Raw genomic sequence first — 15,334 nt, 5'->3', positions numbered from 1 at the left:
CCAATCAGCGGTTGTGCCGATCAATAAAACTCAAGGCCTGATAGAGCGCCTGCATGCGTGGCAGTTCGCAACCGGCCGCTTTGGCAGCGGCCAAGGGGCGGGCGTAGATGGCCGCCAGCTCCAGCGGCCGCTTGTGCAGATGGTCGTGGTACATGCTGGGCAGGTAGTCGTCCATGGTTTCTGTCATGGCGAACATCTGCCCAGCGTAACTGGCAGGAATTTCATGCCCGCAGGCATGAGCGCCCTGCACCACCTCGGCCATCAGCGCCTGGATCAACTCGCGGCTGGACTCATCGGCCATCATGGCCGTGGTGCCCGTGCCCAGCAACACAGAGAGGCCGTTGAACGGCACGTTCCAGACCAGCTTGTGCCAACGCGCCAGATGCACATTGGCCATGGCCTGGGACTCGATGCCAGCTTGATGAAACAGCCCGGCGCCGGCTTCGACAATCGCCTGTTGCTGCACCTCGTCGTTGGCCGCCGTGCCACTGTGATAGCCCAGGTTGACCCGGCCCAACGCCTGATGCTCGACCACACCGGGGGCCGAGCGGTGCACACCGATGTAGCACAGGCCGCCCAACAGATGTAGCGACGGCGGCAGGTGTTCACGCAGGCTGTCTTCCACATCGAGGCCGTTTTGCAAGAGCACCACTTTGGCGTCCGGCGCCGCCACCTGGGCGATGGTTGGCGCCAAGTCCACATTGCCGGTGGACTTGGTGCCCACCAGTAGCCAGTCGCACGGCGGCATGTCGGCGGCGCTGGCATAGGCCTGCACCGGATGCAGGTGCAGTTGCCCATGCACCGTACTGTTGACGTGCAGGCCATGCCTGCTCACCGCGGCATATTCGCTGCGCAACAGGAAATGCACATCGAAGCCGGCACGCGCCAGCATCAGTCCGTAGTAACCACCAATGGCACCGGTACCGATAATGCCAATGCGTGGCGACGGGGCTGCAACTGCTGTCATGGCAAATCCTCTGGTATTCGATTGAGCGCCTGGTTTACGCATTCAGCGAGGTCGGATGCTGTAAGACGTGCCTGTAATTGCCCAAGGAATTGACCCTCGCACACCAAGAACAACGCCGGCAAATGAAAGATCTGGTAGCGTTCCACCGCACCGCCGTTGTGCCCGGCATCCACCCAGCACACGCGGTCCACCGGCAAATGCCAGCCAGGCAACTGCTGGCGTGCCCAGCGGCAACTGGCACAACCGACACTGGTGAACACTACCAGCGAAATACCTGGCAATCCCAGCAATTGCTGGTCAATATCCAGGTCGGTCAATTCCAGTTCCTTCACTATACTGCTGCCATTGCCGTCAACTGGACGGCGCTCGGAGTCCGTGTACATGGGTCGTTTTTTACCTCACCCTGATGATGTCGCTGTCGAGTTGATCCAACGTCCCTCTCCCGCCCTGCCCCGCCAACGCCTGCACACTATCGGCCGCGGCGGCGTCGCCTGCAATTGGCCACGTGCCTGGCGCGCCGGCACGGCGGTTGATCTGCATATCCCTTCCCTGGGGCCCAGCGCCCGTTATCCGGGCTATGTCGCCTGGTGCCGCAAAGTCGAACAGGGCTATCGCATCGGTATTTGCTTTACCGATGAACACGCCTTGTTCGGTGCGCGAATGGGTGAGCAAGTGTGCCAGATCGAGCGTTACTGCCGCCTGCACGAAGATGCCGAGCCAACGCCTGCGCAACTTGAAGCCATGGCCCGTGACTGGGTGTCGCGCCATGCTGACGAGTTCTCCCATGAGGCGATTGTGTAGCCAGCGCTGGATTAAACCGGGCTTTGCCCATTGTCGCGGGCCCGTGTTACGCGCTAAGGTTCCTCCCCCCTGCATTCAAATCATGCTGTGCCCGCCGCACGGGGATAGCTGGCGGCCGGCACCCGTGACCCTGGCGAGTAACACGATGGCTGATTTACCGATCAATGACCTTAACGTTGAATCCAACGAGACCCTGATCACCCCCGATCAGCTCAAGCGCGAAATCCCCCTGAGCGACGCTGCCCTGCAGACCGTCACCAAGGGCCGCGAAGTCATCCGTGACATTCTCGACGGCACCGACCACCGCCTGTTCGTGGTGATCGGGCCCTGCTCTATCCACGACCTCAAGGCCGCCCACGAATATGCCGAGCGCCTCAAGGTGCTGGCGGCAGAGGTGTCCGACACCTTGTACCTGGTCATGCGCGTGTATTTCGAGAAACCGCGTACCACCGTCGGCTGGAAAGGCTTGATCAACGACCCATACCTGGACGACTCCTTCAAAATCCAGGATGGCTTGCACATCGGTCGCAAGCTGCTGCTGGACCTGGCTGAAATGGGCCTGCCCACCGCAACCGAAGCCCTCGACCCGATCTCCCCGCAATACCTGCAGGACCTGATCAGCTGGTCGGCCATCGGCGCACGTACCACCGAATCCCAGACCCACCGCGAAATGGCGTCCGGCCTGTCCTCGGCCGTAGGCTTCAAGAACGGCACCGACGGCGGCCTGACCGTGGCGATCAATGCGCTGCAATCGGTCTCCAGCCCTCACCGTTTCCTGGGTATCAACCAGGAAGGCGGCGTGTCCATCGTGACGACCAAGGGCAACGCCTACGGTCACGTGGTGCTGCGTGGCGGCAATGGCAAGCCCAACTATGACTCGGTCAGCGTCGCATTGTGCGAACAGGCACTGAACAAGGCCAAGATCAAGCCAAACATCATGGTTGACTGCAGCCACGCCAACTCCAACAAAGACCCGGCGTTGCAGCCGTTGGTGATGGAGAACGTCGCCAACCAGATCCTGGAGGGCAACCAGTCGATCATCGGCTTGATGGTCGAGAGCCATTTGAACTGGGGTTGCCAGGCGATTCCAAAAGACTTGGCCGATTTGCAATACGGCGTGTCGATCACCGATGCCTGCATCGACTGGTCGGCCACTGAAACCACCCTGCGCAGCATGCATGCCAAACTCAAGGACGTGTTGCCCCAGCGCAAACGCACCTGAGCCAATACCTGTTTCGCGCACACAAAAACGCCGGGCCAAGCCCGGCGTTTTTTATTGGCAACTGGTCAGTTACAGCTTCGCAGCATGGCGCTGGTGGCGCTCCATATAGCGTTCGACATAGGAGCATGAGGGGATCACCGTGTAGCCAGCCTCTTCGGCAAACTTCAAGGCTTCCTCGGTCAACGCAGCCGCAATGCCTCGCCCCCGCAGTGCGTTGGGCACGAAGGTGCGATAGATATCCAGGGTCTGCTTCCCGAGGTCCATGTAGGTCAGGTAGGCACGATGACCGTCCACATTGGTCTCGAACTGATGACCAGCCTGGTCATGGTGGATGGACAACGCCTCGCTCATCACTACTCCTCGCGGGTCTGAATTAACGACCCTACCTTACCGATGTTTTTCCGGCGAAGGAACATCTACGCCACCCCGTGCCGGTTTCGACAGCGAGAAAACCGTGAGCGCTCACAACCAGCACATAGGGAATAGTAGGCACCAATCCTGAAATTGCTCAAGGCGCACTCGTCATCCCCTGCCGCTGGTGGATATAGAAAGGGCCTCGATCAACCGGTGACCGATAGCCTGAACATTGCCGGCAGTTGAACCTTGAGACGAACTGGCGCACTTAAAGTCACCTCTAGATGCGCGAAAGATGCCTTGCGCAGTAAAGCCAAGCGCAACCAAAGTGCCCCGCTTCGTTATATAAAATTTCATCTGTTTACAAGGCTTAACACATGCGGGCCGGCCCTTTCAGCCTGGATCCAATGTTCGTCGAGGTGCAAAAATCTGGACAGTTTTCATACAGACCGCCAAAAGATTAGCCAAAATAGATTCAGCACAAGAATTTTTTTTGCTTCTTGCGCAACGTCAGTTTACTTACTACAAGTAATGGGTAGTATGTACGCCGGCTATTAGCTCACTCTGAGAAAGTAGCCATTAAATTGAAAGTCCTTGAAGGGGAACACGATGAACAACGTTCTGAAATTCTCTGCTCTGGCTCTGGCCGCAGTTCTGGCTACCGGTTGCAGCAGCGTCTCCAAAGAAACCGAAGCTCGTCTGACTGCAACTGAAGACGCAGCAGCTCGCTCCCAGGCCCGTGCAGACGAAGCCTACCGTAAAGCTGATGAAGCTCTGGCTGCTGCTCAAAAAGCACAACAGACTGCTGACGAAGCTAACGAGCGCGCTCTGCGCATGCTTGAAAAAGCAAGCCGCAAGTAATAATCCTTCGGGGTTGTTATCAAGCCGATCCATTTATGGGTCGGCTTTTTTTTGCCTTTGATTTGGCCCGCGCCACCTGTAGGAGCGCGCTTGCTCGCGAAGATGGTCAACGATAACGCGGGCGTCCTGAATGTCAGCGGCGCCCTCAGGTTTTTCGCGAGCAAGCTCGCTCCTACAGCAGGTCGGCTGGGGTATTTGAGGCCACGGGCGCCGCGCCTGGCACTCCAATTTCGGTCGGCAAGCCATCCTCGGCGGCGACCACATCACGCACCTGGTCCCAGTTGACCCGCAGGTTATTGGACAGGTCTTCGCGCTTGAGCAACGCATTGATGACCGCGGTGTGCTTGTCGACCACCGAGGGCGTACCGTCATCGTTCAACGGCGTGTGAGCCTCAAGGTAAACCTTGCCACCACTGCTGCCGAACTTGTACGCATCATTGATGATGCGCACTGACGTGCCTACCGGCACCATGCCCGCCATTTCCAACACGTTGTTATTGAACATGCGGAAGCAACCGTGGCTGGTGCGCGTGCCGATACCAAACTTCATGTTGGAGCCGTGAATCAGGTAACCCGGCGTGCCCAGGGTGAACTTGAAGGGCCCCAGCGGATTGTCCGGGCCGGCAGGCACCACGTTGGGCAGCGGATCACCGTTGGCGGCGTGTTCGGCCTTGATCGAGGCCGGTGGCGTCCAGGTCGGGTTCGGCGTCTTGGCGATGATACTGGTATGGGCGATCGGCGAACCCCAGCCTTCCCGGCCAATGCCCAGAGGGAAGGTATAGACGACGTTTTGGCCTTTTGGATAGTAGTAGAGCCGGTATTCCGCCAGGTTGATCACAATGCCTTCCCGCGGCCCGGGCGGCAGGATAAAGCGTGTCGGCAGCACAATCTCGGTGCCCGCCCCCGGCAACCAGGCATCGACACCCGGGTTGGCCGCAACCATTTCCGAATAGCCCAGGTCGTAGGTGGTGCCAAGGTCGGCAAAGGTGTCTTCGTACTTGGCCTTGATCACTTGGACCTGGCCAACAATGTCCTCACCGGGCGGCGGCAAGGGCAACTGCAAGGCCGCCGCCGAACCCGCCGCACAAAGCGCAGCAAGAGACAGGCAGCAGGTGACGACGGAAAGGCGCGACAACATCCGGAAAATCCTTCGCAAGACGACGGGTGGGGAAAAATTGATTGTATACGGCTTCGCAGTGCCAAGCTTCAAGCTGTTTTACAGCTCGAAGCGCAGCTCCGGCCAGATCGGAGGCGTGCCGCGCTTTTGCGATTCGAGAATTGCCCGGCATAACGGGCAGAGTCGCTGGTCTTGGAAAATCGAGCGGTTGACCGATGACCAGCGTGGCTGTGCCGGCAATAGAGTGCCGCAGAGCGTGCGATCGATCGAGCCGCCCAGTTCCAATTGACGCGCCACCAAATGCACCCGCACTTCCTGGCAGGCGAACAGGTCCAGCTGCTCGTCCGGCTCGATCAGTTGGTAGTTAAACAGGGACCAGGCAGGGCGCGACATCGAGGGCTCCAAATCGGGGGGGCGCCACCTTAGCCGAAAGCCTGCCGGTAGAAAAGCGTCATAACAGCGGTTTTAGCGTTGGCCAGACATTTTCCAGCAACTTGTCTTGCGCCGCGACTGCCGGGTGTAGCCCGTCAGCCTGCATCAACTCCGGATGGCCACCCACACCCTCGAGGAAAAACGGCACAAACGGCACCTTTTCTTTCTGTGCCACATCACCGAATACCTTGGCAAAGGCTTCGACATAGCGCTTGCCGTAATTGGGCGGAATCTGCATGCCCAACAGCAGCACCTTGGCGCCGCTGTCCCGGGACTGCTGGATCATCGAAGCAAGATTTTGTTGCAATTGCGCAGGCGGCTGGCCGCGCAACCCATCGTTGCCACCCAACTCGATCACCACAACGTCCGGTTTGTGCGTTGCAAGCGCCGCGGGCAGCCGCGCGAGGCCTCCCGCGCTGGTGTCGCCACTGATGGAAGCATTGACCACCTTATCTTCAAAACCCTCCTGCTTGAGCCGTTGTTCCAGCAACGCGACCCACCCTTTGCGGGTATCCAGGCCGAAACCGGCACTGATACTATCGCCAACGATCAGGACTGTACCCGCCGCTGCGTTCTGGGCCATGCACATCAAGGCCAGGCCAGCACTCAAAAACCACACTCGCATCGGATTCTCCATGGGCGCAAGCATTCTCACCGCGCGAAACCTTAGCAAAGTGGTTCCCAGCGCGGAAGGTGAACTGACTATCCTGCACGAACTGAGCCTGGAACTGAACAAGGGCGATAGCCTGGCTATCGTCGGCAGCTCCGGTTCCGGCAAATCCACGCTACTGGGCCTGCTGGCCGGCCTCGACTTGCCCAGCAGCGGCGAAGTCACCCTGGCCGGGCAAGCCCTGAGCACCCTCGACGAAGACCAGCGCGCACGCATCCGTGCCGAACATGTGGGCTTCGTATTCCAATCCTTCCAATTGCTCGACAGCTTGAATGCACTGGAAAACGTGATGCTGCCGCTGGAGCTGGACGGTCGGCAGGACGCCCGCGAGCGAGCCAAACACCTGCTGGAGCGCGTAGGCCTGGGCCAGCGCCTGACCCACTCGCCCCGTCAGCTGTCCGGTGGCGAACAACAACGCGTGGCGATAGCCCGCGCGTTTGCCGCCGAACCGGACGTGCTGTTTGCCGACGAGCCCACCGGCAACCTCGACAGCCATACTGGCGAGCGCATCAGCGATCTGCTGTTCGAGTTGAATAAAGAGAGCGGTACGACCCTGGTACTGGTCACCCACGACGAGCGCCTGGCCCACCGTTGCCGACGCCTGATCCGCCTTGAAGCCGGCCTGATGGTCGCGCCCCTGGAGCCTTGATGGCACGTTTGCCGCTATTGCGTCTGTTCAGCCTTGCCATGCGTCAGTTACTGCGCGATGCCCGCGCCGGCGAATTGCGCGTGCTGTTCTTTGCCCTGCTGGTGGCCGTGGCTGCAAGCACCGCCATCGGCTACTTTGGTGCGCGCCTCAACGGCGCCATGCTGCTGCGCGCCACCGAATTCCTCGGCGCCGACCTGGTGCTCGAAGGCAGCTCGCCGGCCCGTACCGAGCAAATCAAATCCGGGACCGAACTGGGCCTGGATCACGCTCGTATCGTGGAGTTCTCCAGCGTTATCGCCACCGATAATGGCATCCAGCTCTCCAGCATCAAGGCGGTCAACGAGCAGTACCCCTTGCGCGGCGAGCTTAAAAGCAGCACCGAGCCATTCGGTACGCAAACCCCTGGCGGTGGTCCCAAACCCGGTGACGCCTGGGTGGAAGCACGATTGCTGACGGCGCTGGGCCTGAAAATCGGCGACAGCATCGATGTCGGCATGAAGACCCTGCGCCTGGCGCGCATCCTGACCTACGAGCCCGACCGGGCCGGGAACTTCTACAGCCTCACGCCCAGGGTCATGATCAACCTGGCGGACCTGGACGCCACCGGTGTCGTCCAGCCAGGCAGCCGTGTGAGCTACCGCGAACTATGGCGTGCGCCACAAGGCAGCACTGCGCTGCAAACCTATCGCGACCTGGTCAAACCGGGCCTGGCTGCCAACCAGCGGCTGCAGGACTCCCGCGATGGCAACCAGCAAATCGGCGGCGCGCTGGGCAAGGCCGAACGTTACCTGAACATGGCCAGCCTGGTGGCCGTGCTGCTGGCTGGCGTGGCCGTGGCGCTGTCGGCCAACCGATTCGCCAGTCGACGTTTCGATGCCAGCGCGTTGTTGCGCTGCCTGGGCCTGTCGCGCCGTGAAGCCATGCTGCTGTTCAGCCTGCAACTGAGCGTGCTGGGCTTGCTGGCAAGCCTGGCCGGCGCCCTGCTCGGCTGGCTGGCGCAATTTGGCCTGTTCTACTTCCTGCACGACCTGCTGCCCGCCGACGTACCGCCAGGCGGGTTGCTGCCGGCTGTCGCCGGGATCGGCACCGGGCTGGTGGCCCTCGCCGGCTTCGCCCTCCCGCCGCTGGCCGCACTGGGGCGGGTACCACCGCTGCGGGTATTGCGCCGCGATTTGCTGCCTATTCCTTCAAGTACTTGGATGGTCTACGGCGCGGCACTGTTTGCCTTGGGCCTGATCATGTGGCGCCTGAGCCTGGACCTGGTATTGACCTTCGCATTACTCGGCGGCGGTGTAGTCGCTGCGCTGCTCCTGGGTGGCTTGCTGCTGTTGTTGCTACAGAGCCTGCGGCGGCTACTGGCTCGCGCCTCCCTGCCGTGGCGCCTGGGCCTGGGCCAATTGTTGCGTCACCCGTTGGCGGCAGCGGGCCAATCCCTGGCCTTTGGCTTGATCCTGTTGTCCATGGGGTTGATCGCGCTGTTGCGGGGCGAATTGCTCGACACCTGGCAAAACCAGTTGCCCAAGGATGCGCCCAACTACTTCGCCCTGAATATCCTGCCAGCCGACAAGGACGCCTTTGGCGCCCGCCTGCTGGACGTCCAGGCACAAGCAGCGCCGCTCTACCCGGTGGTGCCAGGGCGCCTGATCAGCATCAATGGCGAACCCGTGCAGGAGATTGTCAGCAAGGACTCCAGTGGCGACCGTGCCACTCAACGTGACCTGAGCCTGACTTGGGCGGCCGACTTGCCAGCGGGTAACGTCCTGACGGCAGGTACCTGGTGGTCGGCGCAACCCACTGACGGGGTTCCTGGCGTGTCGGTGGAAGCCAAAGTGGCCGAGAGCTTGAAGCTCAAGCTCAACGACCATCTGTTGTTCACCATCGGCGGGGAAAATCGTGAAGCGCGGGTCACCAGCCTGCGTACCATCAACTGGGATAACTTCCAGCCCAACTTCTTCATGATTTTCCAACCGGGCACCTTGAAGGATCTGCCAGCGACCTACCTGACCAGCTTCTACTTGGCTCCCGGCCATGACCAACAGATCGTCGACCTGTCACGGGCCTTCCCGGCGGTCACTATCCTGCAGGTCGAGGCCCTGCTGGAGCAGTTGCGCAGCATCCTTGCCCAAGTAACGCTGGCAGTCGAATACGTGCTGTTGTTTGTCCTCGCGGCGGGCATGGCGGTGTTGTTCTCTGGCCTGCAGGCCACCCTGGATGAACGAATCCGCCAAGGTGCATTGCTACGCGCCTTGGGTGCCGAGCGTAAGTTGCTGGTCAAGGCCCGACGCATTGAGTTCGGCCTGCTGGGCGCCGTCAGCGGCTTGTTGGCGGCACTGGGCACCGAACTGGTGACCTGGGTGCTGTACCGCTATGCATTTGACCTGGCGTGGCATCCCCACCCGTGGTTGTTACTGCTGCCCGTAATCGGTGCCTTGCTGATTGGCGCTGCCGGGGTATTTGGCACGCGCCGCGCACTGAATGCCAGCCCGCTGACCGTTCTGCGCGAAAGCTGACCCCCGATGGCGCGTACTCTGCCAAGGGTACGTGCCATCAGGCCGGCTTTACATATTCGATCTTGGTGATCCACCAGCACACCTCTCCGCCTGGGGTCTGTACGACTGCCTCGTCATCCACCTCCTTGCGCAGCAGGGCCCGTGCCATGGGTGAGTCGATGGAGATGTAATCCATACGGTCGTAGATCTCGTCATAACCCACGATGCGAAAACGCTTGGCCTCGCCCTGTTCGTTTTCGATTTCGACCCATGCGCCGAAAAACACCTTGCCCTCCTGCTCGGGCATGTACTCCACCACCCGCATGTCTTCCAGGCGTTTGCGCAGGTAACGCACCCGTCGGTCGATCTCGCGCAGCAGCTTCTTGTTGTACTGGTAATCGGCGTTTTCACTGCGATCTCCCAGGGAGGCTGCCCAGGTCACTTTGCGCGTGGTATCCGGACGTTTTTCACGCCATAGGTAATCCAGCTCTTTTTTCAGCGCTTCATGACCCTCTTTGGTAATCAGCTTGGTACTCAAACGCTCACATCCCCAGGCAATGTCTAATGATGCCGATACGCCAGGGCATCATGCCCAGGCAGCGGCTGGCTGGGACTGATGATAAATGAACCCTGGAAAGTATCCAGGCCGGCGCCCCCTGTAACCTCACCCATGGCCCTCCAGGACTTGATCCAACTCAAGCAGCATGCCCTGCATGCGCTGGCGCATGCCGGACAGCTGCAACATCATCATTGTCAGTTTTTCGGCTTTCTGACTGACCTCCAACCCCTGCTTCTGCAAATAGGTATGGCGCTGCTCAAGTTCACGGCCTTTTTCATCCAGTTGGCTCTGCTGCTGTTGCAGGGACGCCTGCCACTGTTCAAGCATTTGTTCTTTCTCGAGGACGGCGCATTTTTTTTGCGTCAACTCTTGGGCGACCTTGGCCAGATTGCTCAGCGCGCTGTCCATTTCAAGCAAAGAGGTATGTTCCAGGTGGGCAGGCGGGTCCAAGTGGTCGGGCTCGGGTGGCTCCAGCCGCAGGTTGTTTGGCTCAAACTGACTGTCATTTTGTTCATCCGGGACAGGCGGCGCACTGGTCTTGACCTGCAACTGCGGGATCGCGGCCAGCGACTGCGCCGGCTCTTCAAAGGTGTCTTCATCCATAGGCTGCGGCACAGCCGTGGGTGCGCGCGGATTTCGGGGCGGCGCAACCATTTGCGACGAAAAGCGAATGGACGGCACGATCACTGCGCTGCTTTCGATCGCAGGCAACGCCGGCGCAGACATACCCAAGGTGATCACCTTCATGACCAATGCCTTCTTGATGATCACCGAGTGATGATCCTCGGGCCTGGCAGGCGGCAGCCGGCAGCCCTTCAAGTCAATAAAGTGAAAGGGAACCTCAGCGTCGCCAATCGAGCTTGCCTTCGCACCTGACGCGGCCGCCATCATCAGGATCTGCTTGAAGACCTGCATCGCTGATTGCAGGTCCTCTTTTGAATCAACCCCCCCCAGAAAATAGCGTTCGAGCTTTTTACGTAATACCGCGATATAGACCCGGGAGTGACCGGGTTCGGTCTCCTCATCCAGGCTATACACGAGAAAGTTGGACCCGGTTTGCGTGACAGCGAACCCACACAGCAACGCGCCGTTAACGGGCGCGTCTTCGTCGTTACGTTCAAGAACAAGAGTACGTAGAAGCATCATGGCAATCAGGCCTCATTACAAAAGAAAAAACCTTATATAAACACCAGATAAACATCCGAGCTTTAATAAGTCTTCCAAACAAAACAATTGTTTCAGCGAATTATCGAGCCGAACGTAGGATTCTTCTTATTAGTTACGTCTCGCGTTCCCAAGCCACTTTATTGAACGTACCCTTTTTAAAGCTCTCTCCCATACGGCCGGCACCTCTCACACGCCCTGCAAAACTTATTCGGTAAAAATATGATCGAGATAAGCAACTTGACAAAACAGCTGGGCAAAAAAAGCGTTATCACCAACCTCTCCTTCTGCGCCCAGCGCCAGGAGTGTGTGGCCCTGCTGGGAGAGAGTGGTGCAGGAAAAACAGCACTGCTGAGTTTGATTGCCGGGGCAATCAAACCTACTTCAGGACAAATCACTATCCAAGGCTTCAGTACCCAGACCCATTCACTCCAAGCCAAAAAAGTCGTTGGCTATCAACTCCAGGACGGCCTCAATCATCACAGGATGTCCGTCAGGCATATGCTCAATTTTATTGCCGCTATTCGCGGTTTGAGCGGTGTTGAAAAGCGCAGTCGAGTCGAGCAAGTAGTCACGCGACTGGAACTGCTGCCCGTGCTCAACTGCCCGATCGATGTGCTTCCACTTGGCTTGAAGCGCAGAGTCGCAATGGCCCAGGCACTCCTGCACTCCCCAAGCCTGCTTCTGCTGGATGAGCCTACGGAGGGACTATGTCCTGATCAACGGCTCAAGTTCAGGGCACTCATCCAATCCCTGACCGAGGAAATGACGATCATCATCGCCTCCCGCCGTTACCAAGAGTTAGCGGATACCTGCACCCGTGCCTTGGTCATCGCCGACGGCCGCCTGGTGGCCGACGCTTCACTGCCGGATCTGCAACGCAGCTCCCGGCATTTCCAAGCGGTGACCCTGGCGGCGGACACCCCGCTGGATTTGCTGGCGCTTGCCGTATTACCTGGCGTCGCAGGCATCGAAGAAGACCGGCATGCCCCCGGCAAGGTGACTGTTCTGGCCATGCCCGGGCACTCCATCTTCCCTTCAATCAACGCGCTCATTACCCACCGTGGCTGGAACATAACGTCAATGAATCTGGAGCCGGGTCGCCTGAACGATGTCGTTCACCATCTGAGCCATGAGGTAAATCCTTGAGACTGCTAGCCATCATTTTCAAACGACAACTCGCCAGCTTTGCCTCGTCACCGAGCACTTATCTGAGTGTGGCGGTTTTTCTCGTGCTGGGTGCGACGATGGGGTTGCACAGCCATCACTGGCTGGAGCAAAACAGCAGCGATTTGCAGGCTTTCTTCGAACTGCATCCATGGCTCTATCTGCTACTGGTACCGATTTTATCGACGCAGTTATGGTCCGACGAATCCAATACCGGCTTTTGCGACACATTGAAATCCTTACCCGTCACTCCGACGCAGCGAGTGGTTGGAAAGTTTATGGCGGCATGGATCGTCTGTGGCCTCGCTTTGATGCTTAATTTCCCTTGGGTGATGGCTGTCAATTATCTTGGCACCCCCGACAATACCGTTATCGCATCACAGTTCTTCGCCAGTTGGTTGTTGGCGGGAAGCTATCTCTCTGTAGGTTGCTTTGCCTGTGTGCTGACGAACCAACGCGTTATGATTTCCCTCTTGACGCTGTGCTTGTTGCTGGCCGCCAGTGGGATATCTTCCATGTTGGATGCACTGGAACAGCAGACCCCCATATGGATTATCGACAGTTTGATATCCCTTGATCCGATTTCCCGCTTCAGCGCGATGGATAACGGCAAGTTGACATTGCATGACTGCCTGTACTTCATAAGCATGATCTTGGCTTTTCTGTTTGCGACCACCCTCACACTCAACTACAGAAACAGCTGACATAGGAACGCCACTGATGGGATCCGCTTTTCGCGCGGGTATGACATTGATTGTCATATCACTACTGTTTCTGGCATTCAATTTAGTCTGGGTACCCAAACTGCCAACTGTCCGCTGGGACTTTTCCCAAGAAAACACCCATACCCTATCGCCATCGGCGCGGCAATTACTCGTTTCACTTGAAAGCCAACTGGACTTATATTTCTTCAACACCCTCAATGCACCGCAAAAAAAACCGATATTGAAACGTTATGGCCGGCGCGTGGAAGACTTGCTCAAGGAATTCGAAAAAGCTGCCAACGGTATGATCAACTTACATATTATCAACCCCACCCCGTTCTCTGAGGACGCCTATAAAGCCAGCTTGTTTGGCCTTGATGATACACAAGGATTCCTTGGCCTTATCGGTACGCGTGCCGGCCAGGGCGCCCAACGCATCCAAGCGTTCAGCCCTGAGCATGAATCATTGCTCGAGTATGAAATCAGCCACCTGATCTACAAGTTGATGCACCCTGACCGCCCCACTGTTGGCCTACTGTCGGGACTGCCCTTGGGCAAATCGGCCGGAGGGTTACTGGAGTTGATGCGCGAGCAATTCAATGTGGTGGAATTGGCAGCGAACATCACCCAAGTACCGCCCTCCATGAACACACTGATGGTTGTACAGCCACACGCTCTATCTGGTCGAGCCCTATATGCCCTTGAGCAATGGGTACTCAAAGGCGGCAAGCTGATGATGTTCATCGACCCGGTGAGCGAGATAGGCGCCGACGCGGTATCGACAAACGCCAGGCTGGATTCGCTGCTGACCGCATGGGGTATCCAGATGCCTGCGGACAAGTTGCTGGTCGATAATCTTTATGCCTCATCAGCAACGCCCGACACCGGAATGCCCGCGGTACTGCACCCGGCCAGGCTACATCTGCCAAGGCAGGCAATGACCAGGTCGGATATCAGCACCTGGGGACTGCATTCGGTCATCGTATCGAGCAGCGGCGCGCTCTCCTTGGCCCCCAAAAGCCGCTCGCTGTTGACCCCGCTTCTGCTGAGCTCACGCCAATCGGCATTGGTGGACGCAGAACGCTTTGCTTCCGCTACCACGTTCGACTCACTCATAGATGAATCAGCGACTTCAGGACAGCGCCATGTCATCGCCGCCCGCCTTGACGGGCCCGCTTATTCAGCGTTTCCCGACGGCCTGGAGGGCCAGCCGCCCGGGCTGCAGAGGGCAGAACAGATCCAGATGGTGATCGTGGCCGACACGGACTTGCTCGCGGACACGCTCAACAACGCCCTACCCAACGGCAACGCGCAGTTTGTATTGAACACTTTGGATAATCTGGCGGCGCCCGAGGCACTCAGAAATATTCAATCCCGTGTGATGCGCCAACCATTGCGCAGGCTAGAACACATGCGCGACGAAGCCGCACAGGCTTATCGCAAAAGTGCGACTGCGATGGAGCGACGACTTGAGCAGACAGAACAAGCATGGCGCAGGTTGAACCCACCCCACACCAGCCTCATGACTCAAGCGGTGGATACCACTACCCAGTTGCAGGCACTCAACAAAGAGCGCCTGCAATTGCCCATCGAGTTGCACGCGCTCAAGACCCAGGCATACGCCCCGCTGCTGCGTTTCGAACGATATCTGCAATGGCTGATGGTCGCCACGATACCGCTGCTGCTGTGCCTGATTGCCTGGGTACTTTTCCTATACCAGCGAAGGCGTCGAACATTTACGTTGGCGGCCTATCACCACTCGCTCAGCGACGGGTAATCAGGCCTTGGCGGGCAATGCGTGTCAGTTGATGGATCACCTCAACGGCGTTGCTGGCATTCGGTGCCTGGATCACTGCCAGGTCGAAACTATCGCTGGCAAAACGGGCCAGGGAATCGCCGTCTTCAACAAACTGGATCAGGAACGCCGAAGGTCGACCGGAACGGCGTGGCCAGCCGTCCAGATAACGCAGCAGCGTCGGCTGGTGCTTACCGCCCAGAAGGATTTTCGGATTGCGTTGAGTCAGGTCCGCGGTGATCGGGGCCAAGCGTATGAGAGGGCGCAGTGCATTCATCGTGTCGTGTCTCTGCCTCAAAAGTCTGCGGGCAGGTGAGAGGCAACACCGAACCAGCGCTTTAGCGGTATTTCGAAGAACGCCCTGCGTGAGCAAGCGTGCTTCT

At 58.7% G+C, this 15,334-nt stretch carries 17 protein-coding genes; 8 read left to right on the top strand and 9 right to left on the bottom strand.

The features are described from left to right. Nucleotides 1–4 precede the first annotated feature (4 nt). Together AC1RAC_RS12515 and AC1RAC_RS12510 are read right to left on the bottom strand one after the other, a co-directional pair. On the bottom strand, nt 5–967 hold the full coding sequence (locus AC1RAC_RS12515) for a putative 2-dehydropantoate 2-reductase (RefSeq protein ID WP_014717662.1): 963 nt from the start codon (nt 965–967) through the stop codon (nt 5–7). Next, nucleotides 964–1,350 carry a YbbN family protein gene (locus tag AC1RAC_RS12510; protein WP_034126730.1) on the bottom strand — a complete coding sequence of 129 codons (387 nt, stop codon included), beginning with the start codon at nt 1,348–1,350 and terminating at the stop codon, nt 964–966. Before AC1RAC_RS12510 ends, AC1RAC_RS12515 begins: the two co-directional genes overlap by 4 nt. Between AC1RAC_RS12510 and AC1RAC_RS12505 the strand changes: the two genes are divergently transcribed. Together AC1RAC_RS12505 and AC1RAC_RS12500 are read left to right on the top strand one after the other, a co-directional pair. After that, nucleotides 1,349–1,768, top strand: a complete 420-nt coding sequence (locus AC1RAC_RS12505; RefSeq protein ID WP_054920158.1) for a hypothetical protein — start codon at nt 1,349–1,351, stop codon at nt 1,766–1,768. The two genes, AC1RAC_RS12510 and AC1RAC_RS12505, sit on opposite strands and share 2 nt — an antisense overlap. A 145-nt stretch (nt 1,769–1,913) precedes the next feature. Continuing rightward, nucleotides 1,914–2,990, top strand: a complete 1,077-nt coding sequence (locus tag AC1RAC_RS12500) for a 3-deoxy-7-phosphoheptulonate synthase (protein ID WP_003189871.1) — start codon at nt 1,914–1,916, stop codon at nt 2,988–2,990. Between the two features lie 69 nt (nt 2,991–3,059). Here AC1RAC_RS12500 and AC1RAC_RS12495 read toward each other — a convergent pair whose 3' ends face one another. Continuing rightward, nucleotides 3,060–3,341 (bottom strand): GNAT family N-acetyltransferase, encoded by a 282-nt coding sequence (locus tag AC1RAC_RS12495; RefSeq protein ID WP_003189869.1) that lies wholly within the window; start codon nt 3,339–3,341, stop codon nt 3,060–3,062. A gap of 612 nt (nt 3,342–3,953) precedes the next feature. Between AC1RAC_RS12495 and oprI the strand changes: the two genes are divergently transcribed. After that, on the top strand, nt 3,954–4,205 hold the full coding sequence (gene oprI, locus AC1RAC_RS12490) for an outer membrane lipoprotei OprI (protein ID WP_003172710.1): 252 nt from the start codon (nt 3,954–3,956) through the stop codon (nt 4,203–4,205). Nucleotides 4,206–4,377: 172 nt separating this feature from the next. Here the strand turns inward: oprI and AC1RAC_RS12485 are convergent, their stop codons facing one another. The 3 genes from AC1RAC_RS12485 to AC1RAC_RS12475 all read right to left on the bottom strand — a co-directional run bounded on the left by AC1RAC_RS12485 (nt 4,378) and on the right by AC1RAC_RS12475 (nt 6,379). Further along, entirely contained in the window at nt 4,378–5,343 is a 966-nt protein-coding gene (locus AC1RAC_RS12485; RefSeq protein WP_492616627.1) for a L,D-transpeptidase family protein, read from the bottom strand. Nucleotides 5,344–5,421: 78 nt separating this feature from the next. Beyond that, nucleotides 5,422–5,715: a hypothetical protein gene (locus AC1RAC_RS12480; RefSeq protein WP_003189866.1), complete on the bottom strand. Its 294-nt coding sequence runs from the start codon at nt 5,713–5,715 to the stop codon at nt 5,422–5,424. A gap of 58 nt (nt 5,716–5,773) precedes the next feature. Further along, nucleotides 5,774–6,379, bottom strand: coding sequence for an arylesterase (locus AC1RAC_RS12475; protein WP_057976646.1), 606 nt, complete (start codon nt 6,377–6,379; stop codon nt 5,774–5,776). Nucleotides 6,380–6,389: 10 nt separating this feature from the next. Here AC1RAC_RS12475 and AC1RAC_RS12470 point away from each other — a divergent pair, with 10 nt between their 5' ends. Next, the gene (locus AC1RAC_RS12470; RefSeq protein WP_003189864.1) at nt 6,390–7,073 is read left to right on the top strand and encodes an ABC transporter ATP-binding protein; all 684 of its coding nucleotides are present in this window, start codon (nt 6,390–6,392) and stop codon (nt 7,071–7,073) included. Next, nucleotides 7,073–9,583, top strand: coding sequence for an ABC transporter permease (locus AC1RAC_RS12465; RefSeq protein WP_057976644.1), 2,511 nt, complete (start codon nt 7,073–7,075; stop codon nt 9,581–9,583). The genes AC1RAC_RS12470 and AC1RAC_RS12465 overlap by 1 nt, the downstream gene beginning before the upstream one ends. Before the next feature lie 37 nt (nt 9,584–9,620). Here the strand turns inward: AC1RAC_RS12465 and greB are convergent, their stop codons facing one another. Together greB and AC1RAC_RS12455 are read right to left on the bottom strand one after the other, a co-directional pair. After that, nucleotides 9,621–10,100, bottom strand: coding sequence for a transcription elongation factor GreB (gene greB, locus AC1RAC_RS12460; protein WP_054897905.1), 480 nt, complete (start codon nt 10,098–10,100; stop codon nt 9,621–9,623). A gap of 126 nt (nt 10,101–10,226) precedes the next feature. Next, nucleotides 10,227–11,267, bottom strand: a complete 1,041-nt coding sequence (locus tag AC1RAC_RS12455) for a hypothetical protein (RefSeq protein ID WP_492616626.1) — start codon at nt 11,265–11,267, stop codon at nt 10,227–10,229. Nucleotides 11,268–11,507: 240 nt separating this feature from the next. Between AC1RAC_RS12455 and AC1RAC_RS12450 the strand changes: the two genes are divergently transcribed. From AC1RAC_RS12450 to AC1RAC_RS12440, 3 genes are read left to right on the top strand one after another with little or no spacing between them, the layout of a single operon-like run. Then, a complete protein-coding gene (locus tag AC1RAC_RS12450; RefSeq protein ID WP_057976642.1) occupies nt 11,508–12,434 on the top strand; it encodes an ABC transporter ATP-binding protein in 927 nt (308 codons plus the stop codon). Then, nucleotides 12,431–13,156 (top strand): ABC transporter permease, encoded by a 726-nt coding sequence (locus tag AC1RAC_RS12445; RefSeq protein WP_463388374.1) that lies wholly within the window; start codon nt 12,431–12,433, stop codon nt 13,154–13,156. The genes AC1RAC_RS12450 and AC1RAC_RS12445 overlap by 4 nt, the downstream gene beginning before the upstream one ends. Before the next feature lie 16 nt (nt 13,157–13,172). Continuing rightward, a complete protein-coding gene (locus AC1RAC_RS12440) occupies nt 13,173–14,933 on the top strand; it encodes a Gldg family protein (protein WP_492616625.1) in 1,761 nt (586 codons plus the stop codon). Here AC1RAC_RS12440 and AC1RAC_RS12435 read toward each other — a convergent pair. After that, complete coding sequence (locus tag AC1RAC_RS12435; protein ID WP_034126721.1) at nt 14,920–15,228, bottom strand: hypothetical protein; 309 nt, start codon at nt 15,226–15,228, stop codon at nt 14,920–14,922. The genes AC1RAC_RS12440 and AC1RAC_RS12435 overlap by 14 nt on opposite strands. Between the last annotated feature and the right edge of the window lie 106 nt (nt 15,229–15,334).

This window comes from Pseudomonas sp. GW823-FHT02F05, assembly GCF_058797315.1.
Note: the sequence above shows the minus strand (reverse complement) of the source record. Positions and strands in the feature narration are given on the sequence as shown.

What these genes read in the sequence shown, in the direction of transcription:
- AC1RAC_RS12515 (WP_014717662.1), bottom strand. Translation starts at nt 967, where the DNA reads ATGACAGCAGTTGCAGCCCCGTCGCCACGCATTGGCATTATCGGTACC.
- AC1RAC_RS12505 (WP_054920158.1), top strand. Translation starts at nt 1,349, where the DNA reads ATGGGTCGTTTTTTACCTCACCCTGATGATGTCGCTGTCGAGTTGATC.
- AC1RAC_RS12510 (WP_034126730.1), bottom strand. Translation starts at nt 1,350, where the DNA reads ATGTACACGGACTCCGAGCGCCGTCCAGTTGACGGCAATGGCAGCAGT.
- AC1RAC_RS12500 (WP_003189871.1), top strand. Translation starts at nt 1,914, where the DNA reads ATGGCTGATTTACCGATCAATGACCTTAACGTTGAATCCAACGAGACC.
- AC1RAC_RS12495 (WP_003189869.1), bottom strand. Translation starts at nt 3,341, where the DNA reads ATGAGCGAGGCGTTGTCCATCCACCATGACCAGGCTGGTCATCAGTTC.
- oprI (WP_003172710.1), top strand. Translation starts at nt 3,954, where the DNA reads ATGAACAACGTTCTGAAATTCTCTGCTCTGGCTCTGGCCGCAGTTCTG.
- AC1RAC_RS12485 (WP_492616627.1), bottom strand. Translation starts at nt 5,343, where the DNA reads ATGTTGTCGCGCCTTTCCGTCGTCACCTGCTGCCTGTCTCTTGCTGCG.
- AC1RAC_RS12480 (WP_003189866.1), bottom strand. Translation starts at nt 5,715, where the DNA reads ATGTCGCGCCCTGCCTGGTCCCTGTTTAACTACCAACTGATCGAGCCG.
- AC1RAC_RS12475 (WP_057976646.1), bottom strand. Translation starts at nt 6,379, where the DNA reads ATGCGAGTGTGGTTTTTGAGTGCTGGCCTGGCCTTGATGTGCATGGCC.
- AC1RAC_RS12470 (WP_003189864.1), top strand. Translation starts at nt 6,390, where the DNA reads ATGGGCGCAAGCATTCTCACCGCGCGAAACCTTAGCAAAGTGGTTCCC.
- AC1RAC_RS12465 (WP_057976644.1), top strand. Translation starts at nt 7,073, where the DNA reads ATGGCACGTTTGCCGCTATTGCGTCTGTTCAGCCTTGCCATGCGTCAG.
- AC1RAC_RS12455 (WP_492616626.1), bottom strand. Translation starts at nt 11,267, where the DNA reads ATGATGCTTCTACGTACTCTTGTTCTTGAACGTAACGACGAAGACGCG.
- AC1RAC_RS12450 (WP_057976642.1), top strand. Translation starts at nt 11,508, where the DNA reads ATGATCGAGATAAGCAACTTGACAAAACAGCTGGGCAAAAAAAGCGTT.
- AC1RAC_RS12440 (WP_492616625.1), top strand. Translation starts at nt 13,173, where the DNA reads ATGGGATCCGCTTTTCGCGCGGGTATGACATTGATTGTCATATCACTA.
- AC1RAC_RS12435 (WP_034126721.1), bottom strand. Translation starts at nt 15,228, where the DNA reads ATGAATGCACTGCGCCCTCTCATACGCTTGGCCCCGATCACCGCGGAC.